The organism is Novosphingobium sp. (assembly GCF_027531025.1).
Taxonomy (GTDB): domain Bacteria; phylum Pseudomonadota; class Alphaproteobacteria; order Sphingomonadales; family Sphingomonadaceae; genus Novosphingobium.
This window is the reverse complement of the sequence record NZ_JAPZQX010000002.1, coordinates 316,965-335,721: the sequence shown is the minus strand read 5'-3', so window position 1 is coordinate 335,721 and position 18,757 is coordinate 316,965. Positions and strand designations below refer to the sequence as shown.

20 protein-coding genes are annotated in these 18,757 nt (G+C 66.3%); 11 read left to right on the top strand and 9 right to left on the bottom strand.

The features are described 5' to 3' along the window. Window positions 1-28 precede the first annotated feature (28 nt). Window positions 29-3,328, top strand: a complete 3,300-nt coding sequence (locus tag O9281_RS02150) for an amidohydrolase family protein (RefSeq protein WP_298182593.1) — start codon at window positions 29-31, stop codon at window positions 3,326-3,328. Between the two features lie 106 nt (window positions 3,329-3,434). Here the strand turns inward: O9281_RS02150 and O9281_RS02145 are convergent, their stop codons facing one another. The 5 genes from O9281_RS02145 to cobS are packed head-to-tail and all read right to left on the bottom strand — an operon-like array spanning window position 3,435 to window position 7,656. After that, window positions 3,435-3,965, bottom strand: a complete 531-nt coding sequence (locus O9281_RS02145) for a thioredoxin family protein (RefSeq protein ID WP_298182253.1) — start codon at window positions 3,963-3,965, stop codon at window positions 3,435-3,437. 23 nt (window positions 3,966-3,988) lie between these two features. Beyond that, complete coding sequence (locus O9281_RS02140; RefSeq protein ID WP_298182251.1) at window positions 3,989-4,873, bottom strand: hypothetical protein; 885 nt, start codon at window positions 4,871-4,873, stop codon at window positions 3,989-3,991. Further along, window positions 4,870-5,268 carry a hypothetical protein gene (locus O9281_RS02135; protein WP_298182249.1) on the bottom strand — a complete coding sequence of 133 codons (399 nt, stop codon included), beginning with the start codon at window positions 5,266-5,268 and terminating at the stop codon, window positions 4,870-4,872. The genes O9281_RS02140 and O9281_RS02135 overlap by 4 nt, the downstream gene beginning before the upstream one ends. After that, window positions 5,190-6,656, bottom strand: coding sequence for an NAD(P)/FAD-dependent oxidoreductase (locus O9281_RS02130; protein WP_298182247.1), 1,467 nt, complete (start codon window positions 6,654-6,656; stop codon window positions 5,190-5,192). Before O9281_RS02130 ends, O9281_RS02135 begins: the two co-directional genes overlap by 79 nt. A gap of 4 nt (window positions 6,657-6,660) precedes the next feature. Beyond that, window positions 6,661-7,656: a cobaltochelatase subunit CobS gene (gene cobS, locus O9281_RS02125; RefSeq protein ID WP_298182245.1), complete on the bottom strand. Its 996-nt coding sequence runs from the start codon at window positions 7,654-7,656 to the stop codon at window positions 6,661-6,663. 95 nt (window positions 7,657-7,751) lie between these two features. Here cobS and O9281_RS02120 point away from each other — a divergent pair, with 95 nt between their 5' ends. After that, the gene (locus O9281_RS02120) at window positions 7,752-8,399 is read left to right on the top strand and encodes a glutathione S-transferase family protein (protein ID WP_298182243.1); all 648 of its coding nucleotides are present in this window, start codon (window positions 7,752-7,754) and stop codon (window positions 8,397-8,399) included. Window positions 8,400-8,435: 36 nt separating this feature from the next. Here the strand turns inward: O9281_RS02120 and O9281_RS02115 are convergent, their stop codons facing one another. After that, window positions 8,436-9,014 carry a DnaJ domain-containing protein gene (locus O9281_RS02115; protein WP_298182241.1) on the bottom strand — a complete coding sequence of 193 codons (579 nt, stop codon included), beginning with the start codon at window positions 9,012-9,014 and terminating at the stop codon, window positions 8,436-8,438. Window positions 9,015-9,053: 39 nt separating this feature from the next. Between O9281_RS02115 and O9281_RS02110 the strand changes: the two genes are divergently transcribed. The 5 genes from O9281_RS02110 to O9281_RS02090 are packed head-to-tail and all read left to right on the top strand — an operon-like array spanning window position 9,054 to window position 13,227. Then, a complete protein-coding gene (locus O9281_RS02110) occupies window positions 9,054-9,326 on the top strand; it encodes a BolA family transcriptional regulator (RefSeq protein WP_298182239.1) in 273 nt (90 codons plus the stop codon). A 2-nt stretch (window positions 9,327-9,328) separates the two neighbouring features. Next, window positions 9,329-10,210, top strand: a complete 882-nt coding sequence (locus tag O9281_RS02105) for a pirin family protein (protein ID WP_298182592.1) — start codon at window positions 9,329-9,331, stop codon at window positions 10,208-10,210. A 23-nt stretch (window positions 10,211-10,233) separates the two neighbouring features. Further along, window positions 10,234-11,058 carry an SDR family NAD(P)-dependent oxidoreductase gene (locus O9281_RS02100; protein ID WP_298182237.1) on the top strand — a complete coding sequence of 275 codons (825 nt, stop codon included), beginning with the start codon at window positions 10,234-10,236 and terminating at the stop codon, window positions 11,056-11,058. Beyond that, window positions 11,058-11,963 carry an alpha/beta hydrolase gene (locus O9281_RS02095; protein WP_298182235.1) on the top strand — a complete coding sequence of 302 codons (906 nt, stop codon included), beginning with the start codon at window positions 11,058-11,060 and terminating at the stop codon, window positions 11,961-11,963. Before O9281_RS02100 ends, O9281_RS02095 begins: the two co-directional genes overlap by 1 nt. Further along, window positions 11,956-13,227: a low temperature requirement protein A gene (locus tag O9281_RS02090; protein WP_298182233.1), complete on the top strand. Its 1,272-nt coding sequence runs from the start codon at window positions 11,956-11,958 to the stop codon at window positions 13,225-13,227. The genes O9281_RS02095 and O9281_RS02090 overlap by 8 nt, the downstream gene beginning before the upstream one ends. Here the strand turns inward: O9281_RS02090 and O9281_RS02085 are convergent. Next, window positions 13,211-14,293 carry a DUF2332 domain-containing protein gene (locus O9281_RS02085; protein WP_298182231.1) on the bottom strand — a complete coding sequence of 361 codons (1,083 nt, stop codon included), beginning with the start codon at window positions 14,291-14,293 and terminating at the stop codon, window positions 13,211-13,213. The genes O9281_RS02090 and O9281_RS02085 overlap by 17 nt on opposite strands. 47 nt (window positions 14,294-14,340) lie before the next feature. Between O9281_RS02085 and hisG the strand changes: the two genes are divergently transcribed. The 4 genes from hisG to thiL are packed head-to-tail and all read left to right on the top strand — an operon-like array spanning window position 14,341 to window position 17,601. Continuing rightward, window positions 14,341-14,994 carry an ATP phosphoribosyltransferase gene (gene hisG, locus O9281_RS02080; protein WP_298182229.1) on the top strand — a complete coding sequence of 218 codons (654 nt, stop codon included), beginning with the start codon at window positions 14,341-14,343 and terminating at the stop codon, window positions 14,992-14,994. Then, window positions 14,994-16,289, top strand: a complete 1,296-nt coding sequence (gene hisD, locus O9281_RS02075) for a histidinol dehydrogenase (protein ID WP_298182227.1) — start codon at window positions 14,994-14,996, stop codon at window positions 16,287-16,289. The genes hisG and hisD overlap by 1 nt, the downstream gene beginning before the upstream one ends. After that, a complete protein-coding gene (gene nusB, locus O9281_RS02070; RefSeq protein WP_298182226.1) occupies window positions 16,286-16,729 on the top strand; it encodes a transcription antitermination factor NusB in 444 nt (147 codons plus the stop codon). Before hisD ends, nusB begins: the two co-directional genes overlap by 4 nt. Further along, window positions 16,726-17,601 (top strand): thiamine-phosphate kinase, encoded by an 876-nt coding sequence (thiL, locus tag O9281_RS02065; RefSeq protein ID WP_298182591.1) that lies wholly within the window; start codon window positions 16,726-16,728, stop codon window positions 17,599-17,601. Before nusB ends, thiL begins: the two co-directional genes overlap by 4 nt. On the opposite strand, the gene O9281_RS02060 is transcribed toward thiL, so the two are convergent. Beyond that, the gene (locus O9281_RS02060; RefSeq protein ID WP_298182224.1) at window positions 17,598-18,563 is read right to left on the bottom strand and encodes a fatty acid desaturase; all 966 of its coding nucleotides are present in this window, start codon (window positions 18,561-18,563) and stop codon (window positions 17,598-17,600) included. The two genes, thiL and O9281_RS02060, sit on opposite strands and share 4 nt — an antisense overlap. Further along, window positions 18,560-18,754, bottom strand: coding sequence for a hypothetical protein (locus O9281_RS02055; protein WP_298182223.1), 195 nt, complete (start codon window positions 18,752-18,754; stop codon window positions 18,560-18,562). Before O9281_RS02055 ends, O9281_RS02060 begins: the two co-directional genes overlap by 4 nt. Between the last annotated feature and the right edge of the window lie 3 nt (window positions 18,755-18,757).

The window sequence follows — 18,757 nt, the reverse complement described above, 5'->3', positions numbered from 1 at the left end:
GCCAGACTGGGGGAGTTTGTCACCGATGATGCTGTTTGCCCGCACCGCCTCGCGCCTGGCCCTTGCCTTGGGCCTGGCCACCACCCTGCCCGCCGCCGCCTTGGCGCAGGATGCCAAGGATGCGCCCAAATGGGACGTGGCGGCACCGCCGGGCGTCAAGATTCGCGAAGTGCCGATCCAGGTCGAGGAAGGCACCTGGATGAACCTCGATGTCAGCCCGGACGGGCGGACCGTGGCCTTCGACCTGCTGGGCGATATCTATACCATGCCGATCACCGGCGGCACGCCCACGCGGATTTCCGAAGGCCTGCCCTATGAAACCCAGCCGCGCTTCTCGCCCGATGGCAAGCGCATCGCCTTCACTTCCGACCGGGGCGGCGGCGACAACATCTGGATCATGAACCGCGATGGCAGCGACAAGCGCCAGCTGACCAACGAGAGCTTCCGGCTGATGAACCAGCCGAGCTGGAGCCCGGACGGCAAGTACATCGTCGCCAAGAAGCACTTCACCACCCAGCGCTCGCTCGGCACGGGCGAGGTGTGGCTCTATCACGTCTCGGGCGGTGACGGGGTGCTGCTGGTCAAGCGGCCCAACGAGGCGCACCAGAAGGAACTGGGCGAACCGATCTTCGCGCCCGATGGCAAGCACATCTACTTCACCCGCAACACCACGCCGGGGCCGATTTTCGAGTATGCCCAGAACTCCAACCAGCAGATCTTCGCGATCGAGCGGTATGAGCTGGAGACCGGCCATACCGAGCGGGTGATCGGCGGTGAAGGCGGCGCCGTGCGCCCCACGCCCTCGCCCGATGGCAAGAAGATGGCCTATGTCCGCCGCGAGGCGACGCAATCGAAGCTCTATGTTCGCGACCTGGCCACTGGCGAGGATCGCAAGGTGTTCGATGCGCTCGACATGGATTCGCAGGAAACCTGGGCCGTTACCGGCGTCTATCCCAACATGGCCTGGACCCCGGATTCGGCCAGCGTGATCGTCTGGGCGCAGGGCAAGCTCAACCGGGTGGACCTGGCTTCGGGCAAGAGCACGGTGATCCCGTTCCGGATCAGCGACAGCCGCGGCGTGATCGATCCGCCGCTGCCGCGGGTCGCCGTGGCCCCGGACAGCTTCGAAACGAAGATGCCGCGCGGCGCGACCGTTTCGCCCGATGGCAAGAGCGTGGTGTTCGAAACGCTGGGCAAGCTCTGGATCAAGCCGATGGCCGGGGGCGAACCGCGCCGCCTGACCAGCGATGAAGCCGCCATGGAGGCCTATCCGGCGTGGTCGGCCGACGGCAAGCGGATCACCTATGTCCGCTGGACCGATGCGGACCTGGGCGAAGTGCGCGTGATCGGGGCAACCGGCGGCAAGGCCACGACGCTCGCCACGGCCGGGCATTACAAGCGCCCGGTCTTCTCCCCCGATGGCAAGACCGTGGTGTTCGAGAAGGATGCCGGCGGATATCTGTCCAGCCCGCGCGGCTCGGTCGAGCCGGGGATCTACCGCGTCGCCAGCAGCGGCGGCGCGGCGGTGCGGATCACCGAAAACGGCAATCGCCCGCAGTTCGGGGCCAGCAATGATCGCCTGTTCTTGATGGAAGGCGATGCGAAGGAAAGCCGCCTGGTCAGCCTTGACCTCAACGGCGAGGCGCGCCGCGTCCATGCCAAGGGCGAACTGGTCAACGACTATCGCGTCTCGCCCGATGGCCAGTACCTCGCCTTCCGCCAGAACTACCAGGCCTTTGTCGTGCCGCTGCTGCCAGGCACGCAGGAAGTCAGCCTTTCGCCCAAGGGCGGCGCCCTGCCCGTGACCAAGGCCAGCGGCGATGGGGCCGACTGGATCCACTGGAGCGAAGGCGGGCGCAAGCTCAACTGGTCGCTCGGGCCCACGGTGTTCAGCGCCGAACGCGCGGCCATGTTCGCCGATGCGCCCGCTGCCAAGGGCGCCAAGCCCGCAAAGTTCGAACCGCCCAAGACCGGCGTTTCGCTGTCGATGAAGGTGACGGCCGAAAAGCCGAAGGGGCGCGTGGCGATCGTCGGCGCGCGGGTCGTGACCATGAAGGGTGCCGATGGCGGCGCGATCGACAATGCGGTGATCCTGATCGAAGGCAACCGCATCGCGGCGGTCGGCCCGGCGGCGGCGGTGACGATCCCGGCGGGCACGCCCACGCTGGACGCCACCGGCAAGACCATCATCCCCGGCCTGATCGATGCCCACGCTCACGGGCCTTATGGGATCGACGAAGTGACGCCGCAGGCCAACTGGGTGGAAATGACCAACCTGGCGCTGGGCGTGACCACCCGCCACGATCCCTCAAGCAGCGCGCGCACCGTCTTCCCGGCCCTGGAAATGGTCCAGGCGGGCAAGGTGATCGGCCCACGCAGCTTCTCCACGGCCGAGATCGTCTATGGCGCCAAGTCGGCCGGGGTCTATGCCCAGATCGACAGCTATGACGATGCTCTGGCCCATGTCCGCCGCTTGAAGGCGCAAGGGGCGCACAGCCTCAAGAATTACAACCAGCCGCGCCGCGACCAGCGCCAGCAGGTGGCGATCGCCGCGATCAACGAGGGGCTGCGCTCGGTGGCCGAGGGCGGTTCGCTGTTCGGCATGGACATGACCCTGGTGGCCGATGGCAACACCACGGTGGAACACAACCTGCCGCTGGGCGTGTTCTATGAAGACGTGCTGCAGTTCTACAGCGGCTCGAAGGTGGGCTACACCCCCACCCTGGTCGTGACCTATGGCGGACCGGCAGGCGATCCCTACTGGCGCGCCCATACCGAGGTGTGGAAGCATCCGCTGCTGCAGAAGCACCAGCCCGCCGCGATCCTGACTGCCGCCAATGCCCGCCGCGAAATCGCCCCCGAAGGCGATTACAAGGACGATGACAGCGCCCGCGAAGCCGCCAAGCTGGCGCGGCGCGGGGTGCCGGTCGCGATCGGCGCGCATGGGCAGGAACCGGGCATCGCCGCGCACTGGGAACTGTGGTCCTTCGTGCGGGGCGGGATGACCCCGGTCGAGGCGCTGCGCGCCGGGACGATCGAGGCGGCCCGCTCGCTCGGCTACGATGCCGATGTCGGCAGCATCGAACCCGGCAAGCTCGCCGACCTGGTCGTGCTGGATGCCGACCCGACCAAGGACATCCGCAATTCGGACAGGGTCAGCAAGGTGATGTTGGGCGGCCGCCTGCTCGACGCCGCGACGCTGAACGAGGAACTGACCGGCACCCGCAAGCGCCCCACTTATTGGTGGGAAGGCAAGGACGGCGCGACCGGCTATACCGGCCCGGCCGGCGGCGGCACCATGGCCCACGCAGACCAGGATGATGGGTAGGGCTGGCTGATACCCACCCGTTCGTGCTGAGCTTGTCGAAGCACTGTTCCGCTTAAAGGCGGTCCTTCGACAGGCTCAGGACGAACGGCGCTTGTGGGGATAGCCCTCAATTCTTGAGCTTCCTGAACCAGTCGAGGATCGCGGCATCGCCCCGGCTGTGGGCGTTCCGCCAGGATAGCGCGTCCTTGCGCTTGTTGCGCAGGGCGCCGTCCGGGCCGACCACGAACATGGCGGGCGTGCCCTTCAGGTCCTTCACCTTGAACCGCGCCAGCAGCTCAAGGTTGCGGCCACTGCCGGTCTGCGGCACGCCGACATCGATGAGGGTTACGGAATAGCCCGTGCCGAATTCGGCCTTGAACGCGTCCGAGGTCAAGAGCTTGGCCAGGGCAACGCTGTCATGGCACCAGTCCCCACCGAAGACGAGGACCGCCGAACGCCCGCTTCGTGCCGCATCGGCCAATGCTGCGTCCATCGCCGCGCGGGCATCGGCGCTCTTGTCATAAAACCCGCTGGCGGGCTTGGCTGCGACGGGCGGCTGCTCGGGCAGGCTGGCCTTGCACCCGGTTTCCGCCGAAGGGGTCGCCGGCGCAGCCTGGGCCAGCAGCAGCGGGGCAAGGCAAGTGGCAAGGATCGACATAGGTACCCTTTCAAAGGCCAGGTTCAGGGCCGGAAGGTCGTGCTGGTCACCGCGGTGACCGCGCCCTGGACCCAGAAATCGACCGATTGCCGCGGAAAGTCAGACTTGAACTCGAAATGGAACGCGCCGTCTTTCGTCAGCGCGGGCGTGATCAGCAAGGTGGCACCCAAGAGGTCAAAAGTCTGCGGGGCGGCGCCCTTCGCGACCTCCAGATGAACCTTCTGCCTGGCGAGGTTGTCCGGCGTGCCGGAACTGAGGCTGACCAGCGGCAGATCGACCCCGGCGATGCGGTAATAGGCCTTGATCGTGCCCCCACCGCGCCGGTTGCCGGAATACCTGAACCGCAGCGCCGTCTGGGTGATGACATCGTTCTCGAAGGCATAGGCCAGTGGCCTGATCGGCTTGATTCCGCGATCTTCCGCCCAACGCGCGCCGACGGCCAGGGCGGCTTCGAATTGGCCGTCGAGATCGCTGTCCAGCAGGCAGAGCGATTGCTCCTTATCGTAGCGCTTGCCGCGCGCGTCCTCCGGGTTGTCGGCGACAGTAGGCCTCGCAAACTGGGTGCAGGCCAGCCGCCGCGACCCGCTTGCCTCAAGGATGCGGAAGCCCGGAATGGGCGTATCCGGCCGTACCACGCGGCGCACCCCGCCAATCTCCAGCGCCTCGACCCGCGCGACACGGGCCGACCAGTCGAGCCGCAGCGGAATCTCGGCGATGACTCCGTCGCTGGGCAGCACCTGCGGTCCGGCAACGCGATCCTGGCTCAGTACTACCAGCGGATAGCGGCTGACGGTGAGAGCGGGCTGCGCTTCGGCGGCGGCGACGGTTTCCGATTGCAGCGGTTCGGGGGCGATCGCAGCCACTGCTGCCGGAACCAGCAGCAGCAAGGCAGCAGCTGGACGGCTCACTGAAAGGCCAGCCCGTCGAACTTTCCGTCGTTTCGCCAACCGTCGATATAGGCAAAATAGGCAACCGCGCCCCACGGATAACCGCGGCCGAGACCGGCACCGGCTTCTTCCCAGCCCTTGCCCTCGTTGTTGTAATAGCCCGGCGTGCAATCGACCGAGCCAAGCATCGGACCAGGCCCGGAATCGAGCAGTTGCAGCCAGGCCTCTTCCGCCTCCGCCGTCACTTCAACCCGGCTCAGCCCCTGGGCCTGCATGTGGGCCAGGATGCGGGCAAAGGTCTTCGCGCTGTCAACGATGTTGTGCGGCACGTTGGAAATCAGGTTCGCGCCCTGCTGCGGCTGGACGATGAACAGGTTCGGAAAGCCGTGAACATGGATCCCGTGCTTGCTCCGCATCCCGTCGGCCCAGGCTTCGGAAAGCAGCCGCCCGTCGCGACCGGCAACGTCGAACCCGCAGCGCCGGCGATAGTCGGTCCCCACCTCGAAGCCGGAGGCATAGACGATGCAATCGACCGGATATTCCTGCCCGCCGACCACAATGCCGTTCTCGGTGATTTCCTCCAGCCCTTGCCATCGGTATCGAGCAGCACGGTATTGGGGTTGTTGAACGATTGCAGATAGGAATCGTGGAAGCACGGCCGCTTGCACAGCTGGCGGTACCAGGCCTTGAGCTTGTCGGCCGTTTCCTTGTCCTTGACCACCGCATCGGTGCGGGCGCGAATCTGCTCCATCTTTTCGTGATCGGCATCCTCGAACGATGCGAACATCGATTCGGGCGTACGCTGATCGAGCGGGATCGCGGCCATCTTGGCGCGCATCATCTTGGCCAGATCGGTCCAGCCGTCGTCCACCAGGTCCACCTCGGGCATGACCATCCCGGTCTGCCAGGCGGCAAAATTGTCCAGCCACTTGTACTGCCAGCCCGGCTCGGCAATCGAAGCGAACCATTCGGGATCGATCGGCGCATTGGCCCGCACATCGACTGAACTGGGAGTGCGCTGGCAGACATATAGCGTGCCAGCGCTGGCCGAAAGATGCGGCACCGCCTGCACGGCCGTGGCCCCGGTACCGATAATCGCCACCCGCTTGTCCGCCAGCTTGCTGAGCGGCGCGCCTTCGGGTGATCCACCGGTATAGTCATAGTCCCAGCGGCTGGTGTGGAAGCTGTGCCCTTTGAAGCGTTCGATGCCCGGAATGCCGGGCAGCTTAGCCACGTGCAGCGGACCGGTGCCGAGCCCGATATGCCGGGTGGTGAAGCGGTCGCCCCGGTCAGTGCTGACGATCCAGACGCCAGCGCCGTCATCCCAGTCAAGACTGGTCACCGCGGTGTGGAACAGCGCATGCTCGTACAGCCCGAATGTCCGCCCGATCCGCCGGCTGTGCTCGAGAATCTCGGGCGCATGGGCGTACTTCTCGCTCGGCATGTGCCCGGTTTCCTCGAGCAGCGGCAGATAGATCATCGAGGCCGTATCGCACTGCGCGCCGGGATAGCGGTTCCAGTACCAGTTGCCGCCGAAATCGCCGGCCTTGTCGATAATCCGGACCTTGCCGATGCCGGCCTCGGTCAGCTTGGCACCGACTACCAGTCCGGCAAAACCACCGCCGATGAACGTGAAATCGACATGATCGGTTACCCCATCGCGGGGGATGACCGGCATGTAGGGATCATCCTTCAGGTGGGCGAACTTGCCGGTAAGTTCCCGATACTGCTCGTTGCCCTCCGCACGAATTCGCTTGTCACGCTCTTCGGCATATTTCGCGCGGATGGCGGCAGTATCGAGCATCGGATCAGGTTCCCTTGGCTACAACGCTTTCCGGCAAGTCGGTACCAAACACGCGCTGGTAGTATTCGGCCACCAACATCCGCTCGGTCTCGTCGCACTTGTTGAGGAACGAGAGGCGGAAGGCGAAGCCCGGATCCTTGAAGATCGCGGTGTTCTGCGCCCAGGTGATCACGGTGCGCGGGCTCATCACGGTCGAGATATCGCCGCCGATGAAGCCCTGGCGGGTGAGGTCCGCCACCTTGACCATCTTGTCGACCGTATCGTCGGGCACGTCGGCAACCTTCTTCAGCACGATCTCGCTCTCCACCGCAGCGGGGAGGTAGTTCAGGCCGACGACGATGTTCCAGCGGTCCATCTGGCCCTGGTTGATCGCCTGGGTGCCGTGATAAAGGCCCGAGGTATCGCCCAGGCCCACGGTGTTGGCCGTGGCGAACAGGCGGAAATGCTTGTTCGGACGGATCACGCGGTTCTGGTCGAGCAGGGTCAGCTTGCCCTCGGTTTCGAGCACGCGCTGGATCACGAACATCACGTCCGGACGGCCCGCGTCATACTCGTCGAACACCAGCGCGACCGGGTGCTGCAGTGCCCAGGGCAGCAGGCCTTCGCGGAATTCGGTAACCTGCAGGCCGTCGCGCAGCACGATCGCATCGCGACCGATCAGGTCGATACGGCTGATATGGGCATCGAGGTTGATGCGGATGCACGGCCATTTGAGGCGCGCGGCGACCTGTTCGATGTGGGTCGACTTACCGGTGCCGTGATAGCCCTGCACCATCACGCGGCGGTTGAAGGCAAAGCCGGCCAGGATCGCCAGCGTGGTGTCCGGATCGAACACATAGGTCGGATCAATATCGGGCACGCGTTCATCGGCCGCCGAGAAGGCCGGAACCTTCATGTCGATATCGATCCCGAAAGTCTCGCGCACGTCGAGTTCGATGTCGGGCGCAGGCAGGATCGTGTTGCCGCTTGTGTCGAGCTGGATGTTGGGAATATCGGTCATGACGGGCCATCGCCTATACGCGCCGCGCCCGCCCTGCAATAAGGAATCCGTTGCAAATCACGACTCGATGTCCGCCAGTCCGAAAGCAGGAGCGCATGCCCATGAAAGTCTATGGCTTCCCCATCTCGCCCTTTGTCCGCAAGGTTCACGTGGTGGCGGCGGAAAAGGGCATTCCGGTGGAACTGGCCATGAGCAACCCCGCCGCCCCGGCCGAGGAATTCCTCGCCGCCAGCCCGTTCCGCAAGATCCCGGCGCTGGTCGATGGTGATTTCACCTGCGCGGATTCAACCGCGATCGTGACCTATTTCGATGCCCTTCAGCCCGTTCCGCCAATGGTCCCTGGCACGCCGCAGCAAAAGGCTCGCGCGATCTGGTTCGAGGAATTTGCCGATACGATCCTCGTCGCCGCCGGCGGCAAGGTCCTGTTCAACCGCTTCGTCGGGCCCAAGCTGATGGGCAAGCCCGGTGATGAGGCTGCGGCCGAACAGGGGCTGAAGGAACTGGAGCCGGTGCTGGCCTATCTTGAAAGCCAGTGCGGCGATGGCTGGCTGGCCGGCGGCGATTTCAGCGTGGGCGATGTCGCCGTGGCGGCCGTGCTGCGCTCGCTCGGCTATGTCGGACTGGAACCCGATCCCGCCACGCACCCGCGCACCGCCGCCTGGTATGCCCGGGTCACGGCGCGGCCGAGCTGGCAGCATTTCGCCGCGATCGAGGACAAGATCCTCAGCCGCGCGCTAGCCTGATCCGACCGGCGCCTGATTGCTCAGGCACCGAATATCTTAAGCAAAGGCCGCCGCCTTGCGCAGCAACTGATAGGCTTCGACCACCGCCTGCAGCTTCGCCTCGAAGCTGCGATCCCCGCCATTGCGATCGGGGTGATAGCGCCGCACCAGGTCGGAATAGCGGCTGCGCAGGTCATGCCGCGTGGCATCGAGCGCCAGCCCCATGGTGTCGAGCGCGCGGCGTTCCTCGGCCGTCACCGGGCGGCCATCCTGGCGCTCGGTCGGTTTCCGAGCCCGGGCGCGGGCAGAGATCGCTTCCAGCGGATCGCTGAAATCGGCCCAGCGCGGTGCGGCATCGATTCCTGCCGTGGGGGAAAAGGCGCGGGTCTGCCGATCCCAGCCGTGGACCGGGTGCTGCGCGGCGAGGATCTCTTCCGGCGTCATCCCGGCGAACCAGTCGTAACCGGCGTTGAATTCGCGCACGTGATCGAGGCAGAACCAGCGGTAATCGCCCGGCCCGTCAAAGCTGGACCCGCGCGGACCGGGCGCGCGGAATTCCCCGGCCAGGTCGCAGCCGGGCCAATCGCAGGGGCGCTGCGTTCCCCGCACCCGGCCATGAAATCGATCGTGCTTCACGGGCTTCCCCATGCCGACAGTTCGGCTAGAAGAAAAGGCATGACCGGTACCATTGCAGCAGAAATCGAAGCCCTTCTCACCACCGCCTTCGCCCCGACGCGGCTGGCAGTGATCAACGACAGCGCGCAGCACAGCGGCCACATGGGCGATGACGGTTCGGGCGAATCGCACTTCACCGTCGAGATCGAGAGCGCCGCCTTTGCCGGCGTCTCGCGGCTCCAGCGCCAACGACTGGTCAACGCCGCGCTGGGCGACATTCCCGGCCAGCGGGTCCACGCCCTGGCGATCAAGGCCAAGGCGCCCGGAGAGTGAGCATCCTGACCACGATCCAGCCGGTCACGCATGACCTGGGCGCCTTCCAGGTGCGCCGGGTCCTGCCCAGCCCGCGCCGGGTCATGGTCGGTCCCTTCGTCTTCGTCGACCAGTTCGGCCCGGCGATCGTGCCGCCCGGCGCGGCGATGGACGTGCGCCCGCATCCGCATATTGGCATCGCCACGGTTACCTGGCTGTTCGAGGGTGCGATCGATCACCGCGACAGCCTGGGCACTTTCGCCACGATCCGTCCCGGCCAGGTCAACCTGATGACCGCCGGATGCGGGATCGTCCATTCCGAGCGCGGCCTGTCGGCCGAGCGCGACCTGCCCAAGCCGCTGTACGGAATGCAGACCTGGCTGGCCCTGCCCGATGGCAAGGAGGAAATCGCCCCGGCTTTCGAAGCGCAGACCGGCCTGCCGCTGGTCGAGGATAGCTGCGTTTCCGCCCGGGTGATCATGGGCAGCCTGTGGGGCCACACGCCCCCCACCACCCAGCATTCGCCGACCATCTATGCCGAGATCGTCCTCGCCCCCGGCGGGGCGATCCCGCTCGACAGCGAGGCCGAGGAACGCGCAGTCATGCTGGTCGGCGGCGAGGCCAGCGTCGCTGGCGTGGCGCTGGGGCTCTATGAACTGGCAGTGCTCGCGCCGGGTCAGGCGATGAAGCTGACCAGCGAGCGCGGCGGGCGGGTAATGCTGCTGGGCGGCGCGGCCATTGGCAGCCCGCGCCATGTCTGGTGGAACTTCGTTTCCTCCAGCCGCGAGCGGATCGAGCAGGCCAAGGATGACTGGCGGCAAGGCCGCTTCCCCACGGTGCCGGGGGATGAGGATGAATTCATCCCGATCCCGCAGGTGCCGCTGACCAACAGCGACAGCGACTGATTCAAGAGAACAGGGAGAGAGAGATGAGCTTTGCAGGACAGACCGCCTGGATCACGGGCGCTTCATCGGGGATCGGCGCGGCCCTGGCCAAGGTACTGGCCGATCAGGGCGCGCGGCTGGTGCTGTCGGGCCGCAAGGTCGATGCGCTGGAAGCCGTGGCTGCCGATTGCGGCGGCGATTGCCTGGTCCTGCCCTTCGAGACCACCGACATCGCGGCCTTGGCCCCGGCCGTGGCCAAGGCCTGGGACTGGTCGGGCGCAGGGATTGACCTGCTGGTCAACAATGCCGGGATTTCGCAGCGCAGCCTGGCGGTGGAAACGGCCTATCCGGTCTATCAGCGGATCATCGATGTCGATCTGCTCGCGCCAATCGCGCTGACGCAGGAGATCCTGCCGCGCATGGCCGCGCGCAAGTGGGGCCGGCTGGCCTATATCTCCTCGATCGCGGGCAAGGTCGGCGTGCCGATGCGCACCGCCTATTGCGCGGCGAAGTTCGGCCTGGCCGGTTATGCCGATGCGCTGCGGGCCGAAACTTCAGTGCTGGGGCTGAAGGTTCACACGATCTACCCCGGATCGATCCGTACCGACGTGTCGCGCAATGCGTTGACTGCCGATGGCTCGGCCCGCGGGGCCAGCGATTCGGTGATCGACAACGGGATCGATCCGCTGGTTGCGGCCAAGTGGATGGCCGATGCCATGCTGGCTGACGAGCGCGAGATCATCGTGGCCGAAGGCGGCGAAGCGAAGATGGGCGAACTGCGCCGCACCCCCGATGCCCTGTTTGATCAGGTCGCGGCGATGATGGCAGCTGGCTATGCCGAAAAGATGAAGTCCGAGGCGCAGCAGTGATGAAGCAGACCCGCGTTACCCTGGCCACCGGGATCGAACTGGACGTGGTCGATGTCGGACCGCGCGATGGGCCGGTGCTGATCTTCCTCCACGGCTTTCCCGACAGCCACCGCACCTGGCGCCACCAGATCGCCCACCTGTCCGGCACCTATCGCTGCATCGCGCCGGACCAGCGCGGCTATCGCGGCTCGTCCAAGCCCAAAGGGGTGGAGAACTACACGCCCGACAAGCTGATTGGCGACGTGTTCCAGCTGGTCGATGCGCTTGGCGTGGGACCGTTCACGATTGTCGGGCACGACTGGGGCGGCGCGATTGCCTGGGGCGTGGCGATCATGGGGCAATTGAATGGCCGGGTGAGCCGGGCCGTGGTCATGAACGCTCCGCATCCGGTCATCTTCCCCAAGCTGCTTTACACCAACCGCCAGCAGCGGCAGGCCAGCCAGTATTTCCGGGTGTTCCGCGATCCCGCGAGCGATGAACTGGTCGACCAGTTCGGCCTTGGCGGCGTGTTGCTCAAGGCCTTTGGCGAGGTGCGCGAGAACCCGAAGATGGAAGCCGAAGAGCGCGCCGCGCTGATGGAGGACTATGCCAACCGCGAAGCCGCCATCGCCATGCTCAACTGGTACCGCGCCAGCCCGATGGAAGTGCTGGACATGGACGCGCCTTATGAAATCCCCGCCGGCTGGCAGCCCCCGGCCCTGCCGAAGCTGACCATCCCGACGCTGGTGATCTGGGCGCTGGACGATATTGCCCTGCCCCCCGCCAATATCGAGGGGCTGGATGAGGTGATCGCCGACCTGACGCTGGTCACAGTGCCGGGCAGCGGCCATTTCGTGCAGTGGGAAGCCCCGGCCGAAGTCAACGGAGCGCTGGACGCCTTCCTGACCCGGACCGGCCATGGCTGAGCCGCGCCGGGGCGGGATCGGCGCGGCGCTGGCCGCCGCCGAGGCGAAGAGCCGCCGCTCGCTGCTGCGCAATCATGGCGGCGGCCACGCTCCGGTCAGTTTCCTCGAACTGTTCTTCGACCTGGTCTTCGTCTTCGCGATCACCCAGCTGTCGCACTTCCTCAAGGACCACCTGACCTGGCTTGGCTTTGCCCAGGCGCTGGTACTGTTCCTGGCGGTGTGGTGGGCCTGGATGTACACCACCTGGGCTACCAACTGGGCCGATCCCGAACGGTTCGAAGTGCGGGTGATGCTATTGGTGCTGATGGCGCTGAGCCTGCTGATGGCGGTGGCCCTGCCCTATGGCTTCAGCAAGTATGCCGGGCTCTTCGCGCTCAGTTACGTCGCCCTGCAGATTGGGCGGACCGTGTTCATGGCCTTGATCCTGCGCACCGAAAACCCGCGCAATGGCCGCAACATGATGCGGATCGGGGTGTGGTTCTGCCTGTCGGCCCTGTTCTGGCTGATCGGCGTGCTGCGGCCCGAGGAAGAGCGGCTTGGCTGGTGGGGGCTGGCCGTGGCGATCGAGTACCTGGGGCCGATCACGCTGTTTCCCGTGCCGTTACTGGGCCGGTCGAGCCCGGCCGACTGGGACATTTCCGGCAGCCACATGGCCGAACGCTGCGGGCTGTTCATCATTATCGCGCTGGGTGAAGGGATCATCATCACCGGGGCAACCTTTGCCAATGCCGACAAGGCACTCGGCCCAGCCCTGGCCTTTGCACTGGCCTTCATGTCATCGGTCCTGATGTGGTGGCTCTATTTCGATCTGGGGCAGAAACGCGGATCGGAGCATATCAGCAGCAATGCCGAGGTCGGCCGGGTGGGCCGCAGCGCCTATACCTATCTGCACATGCCGATCGTGCTGGGCATCGTGGTCACCGCGGTGGCCGATGCCAAGCTGCTGGCCATGTGGGACCAGCCAGCCGATGGCAAGCTGGCGCTCACGCTGTGCGGCGGGGCGGTGGTGTTCCTGAGCGGGCTGGGCCTGTTCAAGCGCCATTCCAACCCGCTCGGCAATTTCCCGCTATCGCACGGGATCGGCGCGATCCTGTTCCTGGCCCTCGGCTATGTCGCCTGGCAGGGCGGGCTGACCACCCTGCAGGTCGGCGGGCTGGGGGTGGCGGCGCTGGCGGCCGTTTCCGGGTGGGAATGGGTGTCCTACCACGGCGGGTGGAAGGAACGGATCGACGATACCCTCGCCTGGATCAGGCTTGCCAGGTAATGCTGGCGCCGTGCGGGTGCGCCGTGGCGAGCTGCACCGGCTCCCCGTCGCCGGGCCAGTAAAGGACGCTCGTCTCGTGCAGGTGCAGAAGCCGGTTAGCCTCCAGCGAAATCCACGCTAGCGGCCGTTCAGCCGTGGCCGCTGCGCCGGCAGCCTCCATCGCCCGAGTGATCCGTTCCTGCTGATCGGCCGGGACATATTGCCAGACGACTGAGTGCATCATGACCCGCGTCGTGCCAGCCGCCTGCGGCTTCGCCAGTTCAAACTCGATGAAATCGGCGGCATTCATCTTGACCAGATTCGGCGGAGTCTGCCCGGCTTCGGCAATCGCGATTGCCATCCGCGCAAACCGCACGGCGTGCTCCGGCCAGATATAAGCTTTCAGCCGCAGCGCCTGGTCCGGGTCGGTCAGGTCAACCGGCGCGACATCACAGCCCTTGGTTGAGACGATTTCGATGGCCCGGGCGGGTGGCGGGCTGCCCTGCCATTCGGGCTTGAACCGCATGGCCGCATGTTCCGGCCCGACCTCAACCCCGGCCAGATCATAGTGATAGCGATCCAGCATCAGGTTGATCCCCGCGCTGGAGCCGATTTCCAGGCATTCAAAGCGCGGCGGCAGGCCCTGATCCGCCAGCCACAGCATGGCGGCGATGAAGTTGCTGGAACGGCCGGCCTCATTGGTCTGCGGCGGACCGTCGAGCCAGGGAAGCAGCCGCGCTTCGTATCGATGGATTGCCGCCGCCACTATCGCCGCATCATCGATGCCCGCCCGATCCTCGTAGATGGCGGCCAGATCGCGCTCCACCCCAGTGAGGTGCAGCGAATGGATGCCGCCCGCCACCCGCAGCGGCAGGGCATCGGCCAGCGGCGCGCTAGGCCAGGCGCGGATGGCTCCGAGCAGCGCCCCGCCCTCGCCCCGATCGAGCAGATCGCGCAGCGCCGCGACCACCCGGGCCGTCACGGTCGCTCCCGAGGCGCGGCAATAGGCTACCTGGTTGTCAAAGGCCGCGACGACGATCCCCTCGCCCTTGGCGTTGATATCGATGAACTCATAACCCTGGACCATAGGCGCTCCTTGCCCTTTCGCCGCGCCCCGCCTAAACGCGCGGCGCTATGCTCAAGCCATTGACCTTCGCCGTGCCCAAGGGGCGCATCCTGGACGAGGCGCTGCCGCTGATGGCCCGCGCCGGTGTGGTGCCGGAGGTGGGCTTTCATGACAAGGGCAACCGCGCCCTGTCCTTCGCCTGCGAAGGCAGCGACATGCGGGTAATCCGCGTCCGCGCCTTCGATGTCGCGACCTTCGTGGCGCACGGCGCGGCGCAGGTGGGCATCGTCGGTTCCGACGTGGTCGAGGAATTCGCTTATCCCGACCTCTACGCCCCGGTCGATCTCGCCATCGGCCACTGCCGCCTGTCGGTGGCCGAGCCAGCGGACCAGATCGGCGCAGCCCTGACCAGCCACCTGCGTGTCGCCAGCAAGTACCCCAGCCTGACCCGCCGCCACTTCGAGCGAATGGGCGTCCAGGCCGAAGTGGTTAAGCTCAACGGCGCGATGGAGCTTGCCCCCGGACTCGGCCTCGCCAGCCGGATTGTCGACCTGGTCTCGACCGGGCGGACGCTGAAGGACAATGGCCTGGCCGAAACCAGCACGATCCTGGAGGTTTCGGCCCGGCTGATCGTCAACCGCGCGGCGTTGAAAACCGATGCCCGCGTCGGCGCGCTGGTCGAGGCCTTCCGGGCGCTGGCCACCCCGGCGGAGGCCGCCTGATGCTGCGCCTCAACACCCGTGACCCCGGCTTTGCAGCCGCTTTCCGCAAGCTGGTGGCCGATCGGCGCGAAAGCGACGAGAATGTCGCCCGCGACGTCCAGATCATCCTCGATGACGTCAAGAACCGGGGCGATGCGGCTCTCGCCGAACTGACCCGCAAGTTCGACCAGCACGAGCTCACCAGCGAGGCGGACTGGCGGATCGATGCCGAAACCTGCCGCGAGGCCTTCGACGACCTGCCGCCGGACCTGCGCGCCGCGTTGGAACTGGCCGCCAAGCGGATCCGCGCCTTCCACCTGGGGCAATTGCCCGCGAACCGCGACGAGACGGACAAGCACGGTGTGCGCATGGGTGCGCGCTGGGGCGCGGTCGATGCCGCCGGGCTTTACGTGCCGGGCGGCCGAGCGGCCTATCCATCCTCGCTGCTGATGAACGCGATCCCGGCCAAGGTCGCGGGCGTTGAACGGCTGGTGGTGGTGACCCCGACGCCCAAGGGGCAAGTCAACCCGCTGGTTCTCGCCGCCGCGCATCTGGCGGGCGTGGACGAGGTCTGGCGGATCGGCGGCGCCCAGGCGGTGGGCGCGCTGGCCTATGGCACCGAACGAATCAAGCCGGTCGACGTGATCGTCGGCCCCGGCAACGCCTGGGTGGCCGAGGCCAAGCGCCAGCTTTACGGCGTCGTGGGCATCGACATGGTCGCCGGGCCGAGCGAAATCCTGCTGATCGCCGATGGCCAGAACTCGCCCGAATGGACCGCCGCCGACCTGCTGAGCCAGGCCGAACACGATCCCTCGGCCCAGTCGATCCTGATCACCGACGATCCGGTCTTCGCCGATACCGTGGCTGACCGGATCGGGGTGGAACTGGCCATGCTGCCGACGGCCCGCGTGGCCAGCGAAAGCTGGAACACCCACGGCACGATTATCGAAGTGGCCGATCTGCTGGCCGAAGCACCGGCGCTGGCCAATGCGCTGGCTGCCGAGCACGTCCAGATCGCCACGGACGACCCGCAAGCCATGTTCGACCGGATCCGTCACGCCGGCTCGGTTTTCATGGGCCGGATGACACCAGAGGCGGTCGGTGACTATGTCGCCGGGCCGAACCACGTGCTGCCCACCGGGCGGCGGGCGCGGTTTTCGTCGGGCCTGTCGGTGCTCGATTTCATGAAGCGCACCAGCTTCATCCAGCTCGATACGAAGGCGCTGAAGGCCATTGGCCCCGCCGCGATCGAACTGGCCAATGCTGAAGGGCTGACAGCCCACGCGCGCTCGATCGAAGTGAGACTGGACATATGAGCAAGACCAAGGCCCGCGCCGCCGCCCGCCTGGCGGCGGTCCAGGCGCTCTATCAGCACGCGATGGAAGGCACGCCGCTGGCGTCCTTGCTGGACGAATTCCACCGCCACCGGCTGGGCGCGGAGATCGAGGGCGACCAGTATGCCGCGGCCGAAGTCGCCTTTTTCGATGCCATCGTCCAGGGGGTGATCGCCCGGTACGAGGAAATCGACGCGCTGCTGGAGGCGCGCCTGGCCGAAGGCTGGAAGCTGGAACGGCTCGACCGCACCATGCTGCAGATCCTGCGTGCCGGGGCCTGGGAGCTGCTGGCGCGCGCTGATGTGCCGACCGGCGCGGCGATCAGCGAATATGTTGATGTGGCCCATGCCTTCTTCGAGGCGCGCGAGGCCAAGTTCGTCAACGGCGTGCTCGATGCCGTAGCCCGGGACGTGCGCGGCTGAGCCGCGAGGCGGCCTTCATTGATGCCTTGCGCGCCCTTGCCGCGCATCCCGCCGCGCGCGGGCTGGCGGATGATTGCGCGGTGCTGGACCTCGGCAGCGAAACGCTGATCCTGACCCATGATGCCATGGCCGAGGGAGTCCATTTCCTTGGCAGTCAGGATCAGGCCGACGTGGCCTGGAAACTGGTCGCCACAAACCTGTCAGACCTGGCCGCCAAGGGGGCCGAGCCGCTGGGCGTGCTGCTGGGCTATCGCTTCGGCCCGGACGATGCGCGGTTCCTCGCTGGCCTGGCCGAAGTGCTGGATCATTATGGCGTGCCGCTGCTGGGCGGCGACACCATTGGCGGTAGCGGGTCGCAGGTGCTGGGCCTGACCGCGCTGGGCCGCGCCACCCACCGCCCCGTGCCTTCACGCGGCGGCGCGCAGGTCAATGACGGACTGTGGCTGACCGGCCCGGTCGGCGCGGCGATGCTGGGTTTCGAGGCACTGCGCGACGGCACCAACGCTGACAGCACCGCCTATCGCCGCCCGCTGCCGTTACTGGCCCAGGGCCAGGCGCTGACCCCGCACGTCACGGCAATGATGGACCTGTCCGACGGCCTGCTGCTTGATGCCAGCCGCATGGCCCGCGCTTCGGGCGTGACCTTCGCGATCGACAGCCTGGCCGTTCCGCTGGCCGCGCCGGAGAACCGACGCGCAGATTCCCTGCGCTGGGGCGAAGATTACCAGTTGCTGTTCACCTTGCCCGCCTCTGCCCACTCGCCAGTCGCCGCCCACCGCATCGGTACGGCGCTGGCGCAAGGGATTTCGCCGATCCTGCTGGATGGGACGCCGCTGACCGAAGCCAGCGGGCTGGGCTACGAGCACGGCTAGAGCGGCGAGACGTCCACCCCGCGCGCCTTCAGGATCGGCTTGAGCGCGTAATAGGCTTCCTTGGTCCGGTGATTGGGGATGCCGGGATAGAGGTGGTGGACCAGGTGATACTGCATTCCCATCGACAGGATGTGGCCCACCCGGCTCTTGAAGATATTGGTGTTCTCGTACCGCCCGGTCTTGCCCTCACGCGGATGGTGCGGCGCCCAGGACAGGAAGAAGCGGATATAGCTGAGGCCGATATGGCGCGGCAGCCACCAGATCAGCGCCGCCTCGATCGCGTAACCGTTCCAGGCCATGGTGAAGAGCGTACCCATGAACACCAGCTGGAGGATCATCGTCTCCACCAGCGCGCGCCGGGCCGCCGGAGTGCCCATTTCGGCGAGGATCCGCTTGTAGTGGTGGATCGAGCCATCGACGCCCGGCTGGCGGTTGTACCAGGTCTTGTACCAGGCGGCCCACATGTTGGGCGCTTCGTCGGTATAGTCCGGGTCCTTCAGCGGATCGTTGCAATGATAGTGATGTTCCAGATGCATCAACCGCGCCATCGAGAACGGGAAGACGATCGGAATGGTCGAAACCGCGCCCACCGCCTCGTTCAGCCAGCGGGTCTTGCTGCCGGGGCGGCCAATGTTCGAATGCATCGCCTCATGGCTGGTGACATAGCCACCGACGCAGAAGAAGCATGACAGCGCGAAGGCCAGCGGCAGGTTCAGCATGCCCATGATCGCCAGCGGGAAGAACGAGAGCCACACGGCAAAGCAACCAAAGGCCGCCACCGCATAGGGCCACATCGTGCCGCCATGAAACTGGCGGGCGATTGCGATCTCTTCCTTGCGAAGGTCGCGGCGGGTGTAGCGATCGAGCCCGTCCGGGCCCAGCGGCATGGCCGGGCGATCACTGGCTGGAGCCGTAGTCTCGGTGCCGGCGCCGGTGCGCAGCAGCAGTTCGTTCTCGCTCACAGCCAGCGCCCCCGGATATTGGCAATCAAGCCCCAGGTGCCACCGAAGATCAGCCCGAAGGCAATCGGACTGAGCCCGAACGGCGCCGGAATTTCCCACAGCTGCATCAGCTGGGCAGTAAGGGGAGCGATGAACCCGATGCCGAAGAAGAACGGCATCCACGCGAGCACTTGTTTGAGAACTGCGGCCATGGG

Bases quoted from the DNA above. Each gene is read 5' to 3' on its own strand.
- O9281_RS02150 (WP_298182593.1), top strand. From the start codon at position 29: ATGCTGTTTGCCCGCACCGCCTCGCGCCTGGCCCTTGCCTTGGGCCTG.
- O9281_RS02090 (WP_298182233.1), top strand. From the start codon at position 11,956: ATGGCTGAGCCGCGCCGGGGCGGGATCGGCGCGGCGCTGGCCGCCGCC.
- O9281_RS02100 (WP_298182237.1), top strand. From the start codon at position 10,234: ATGAGCTTTGCAGGACAGACCGCCTGGATCACGGGCGCTTCATCGGGG.
- nusB (WP_298182226.1), top strand. From the start codon at position 16,286: ATGAGCAAGACCAAGGCCCGCGCCGCCGCCCGCCTGGCGGCGGTCCAG.
- O9281_RS02110 (WP_298182239.1), top strand. From the start codon at position 9,054: ATGACCGGTACCATTGCAGCAGAAATCGAAGCCCTTCTCACCACCGCC.
- hisG (WP_298182229.1), top strand. From the start codon at position 14,341: ATGCTCAAGCCATTGACCTTCGCCGTGCCCAAGGGGCGCATCCTGGAC.
- O9281_RS02085 (WP_298182231.1), bottom strand. From the start codon at position 14,293: ATGGTCCAGGGTTATGAGTTCATCGATATCAACGCCAAGGGCGAGGGG.
- O9281_RS02130 (WP_298182247.1), bottom strand. From the start codon at position 6,656: ATGCTCGATACTGCCGCCATCCGCGCGAAATATGCCGAAGAGCGTGAC.
- hisD (WP_298182227.1), top strand. From the start codon at position 14,994: ATGCTGCGCCTCAACACCCGTGACCCCGGCTTTGCAGCCGCTTTCCGC.
- O9281_RS02145 (WP_298182253.1), bottom strand. From the start codon at position 3,965: ATGTCGATCCTTGCCACTTGCCTTGCCCCGCTGCTGCTGGCCCAGGCT.
- O9281_RS02055 (WP_298182223.1), bottom strand. From the start codon at position 18,754: ATGGCCGCAGTTCTCAAACAAGTGCTCGCGTGGATGCCGTTCTTCTTC.
- O9281_RS02135 (WP_298182249.1), bottom strand. From the start codon at position 5,268: ATGCGGAGCAAGCACGGGATCCATGTTCACGGCTTTCCGAACCTGTTC.
- O9281_RS02095 (WP_298182235.1), top strand. From the start codon at position 11,058: ATGAAGCAGACCCGCGTTACCCTGGCCACCGGGATCGAACTGGACGTG.
- O9281_RS02120 (WP_298182243.1), top strand. From the start codon at position 7,752: ATGCCCATGAAAGTCTATGGCTTCCCCATCTCGCCCTTTGTCCGCAAG.
- cobS (WP_298182245.1), bottom strand. From the start codon at position 7,656: ATGACCGATATTCCCAACATCCAGCTCGACACAAGCGGCAACACGATC.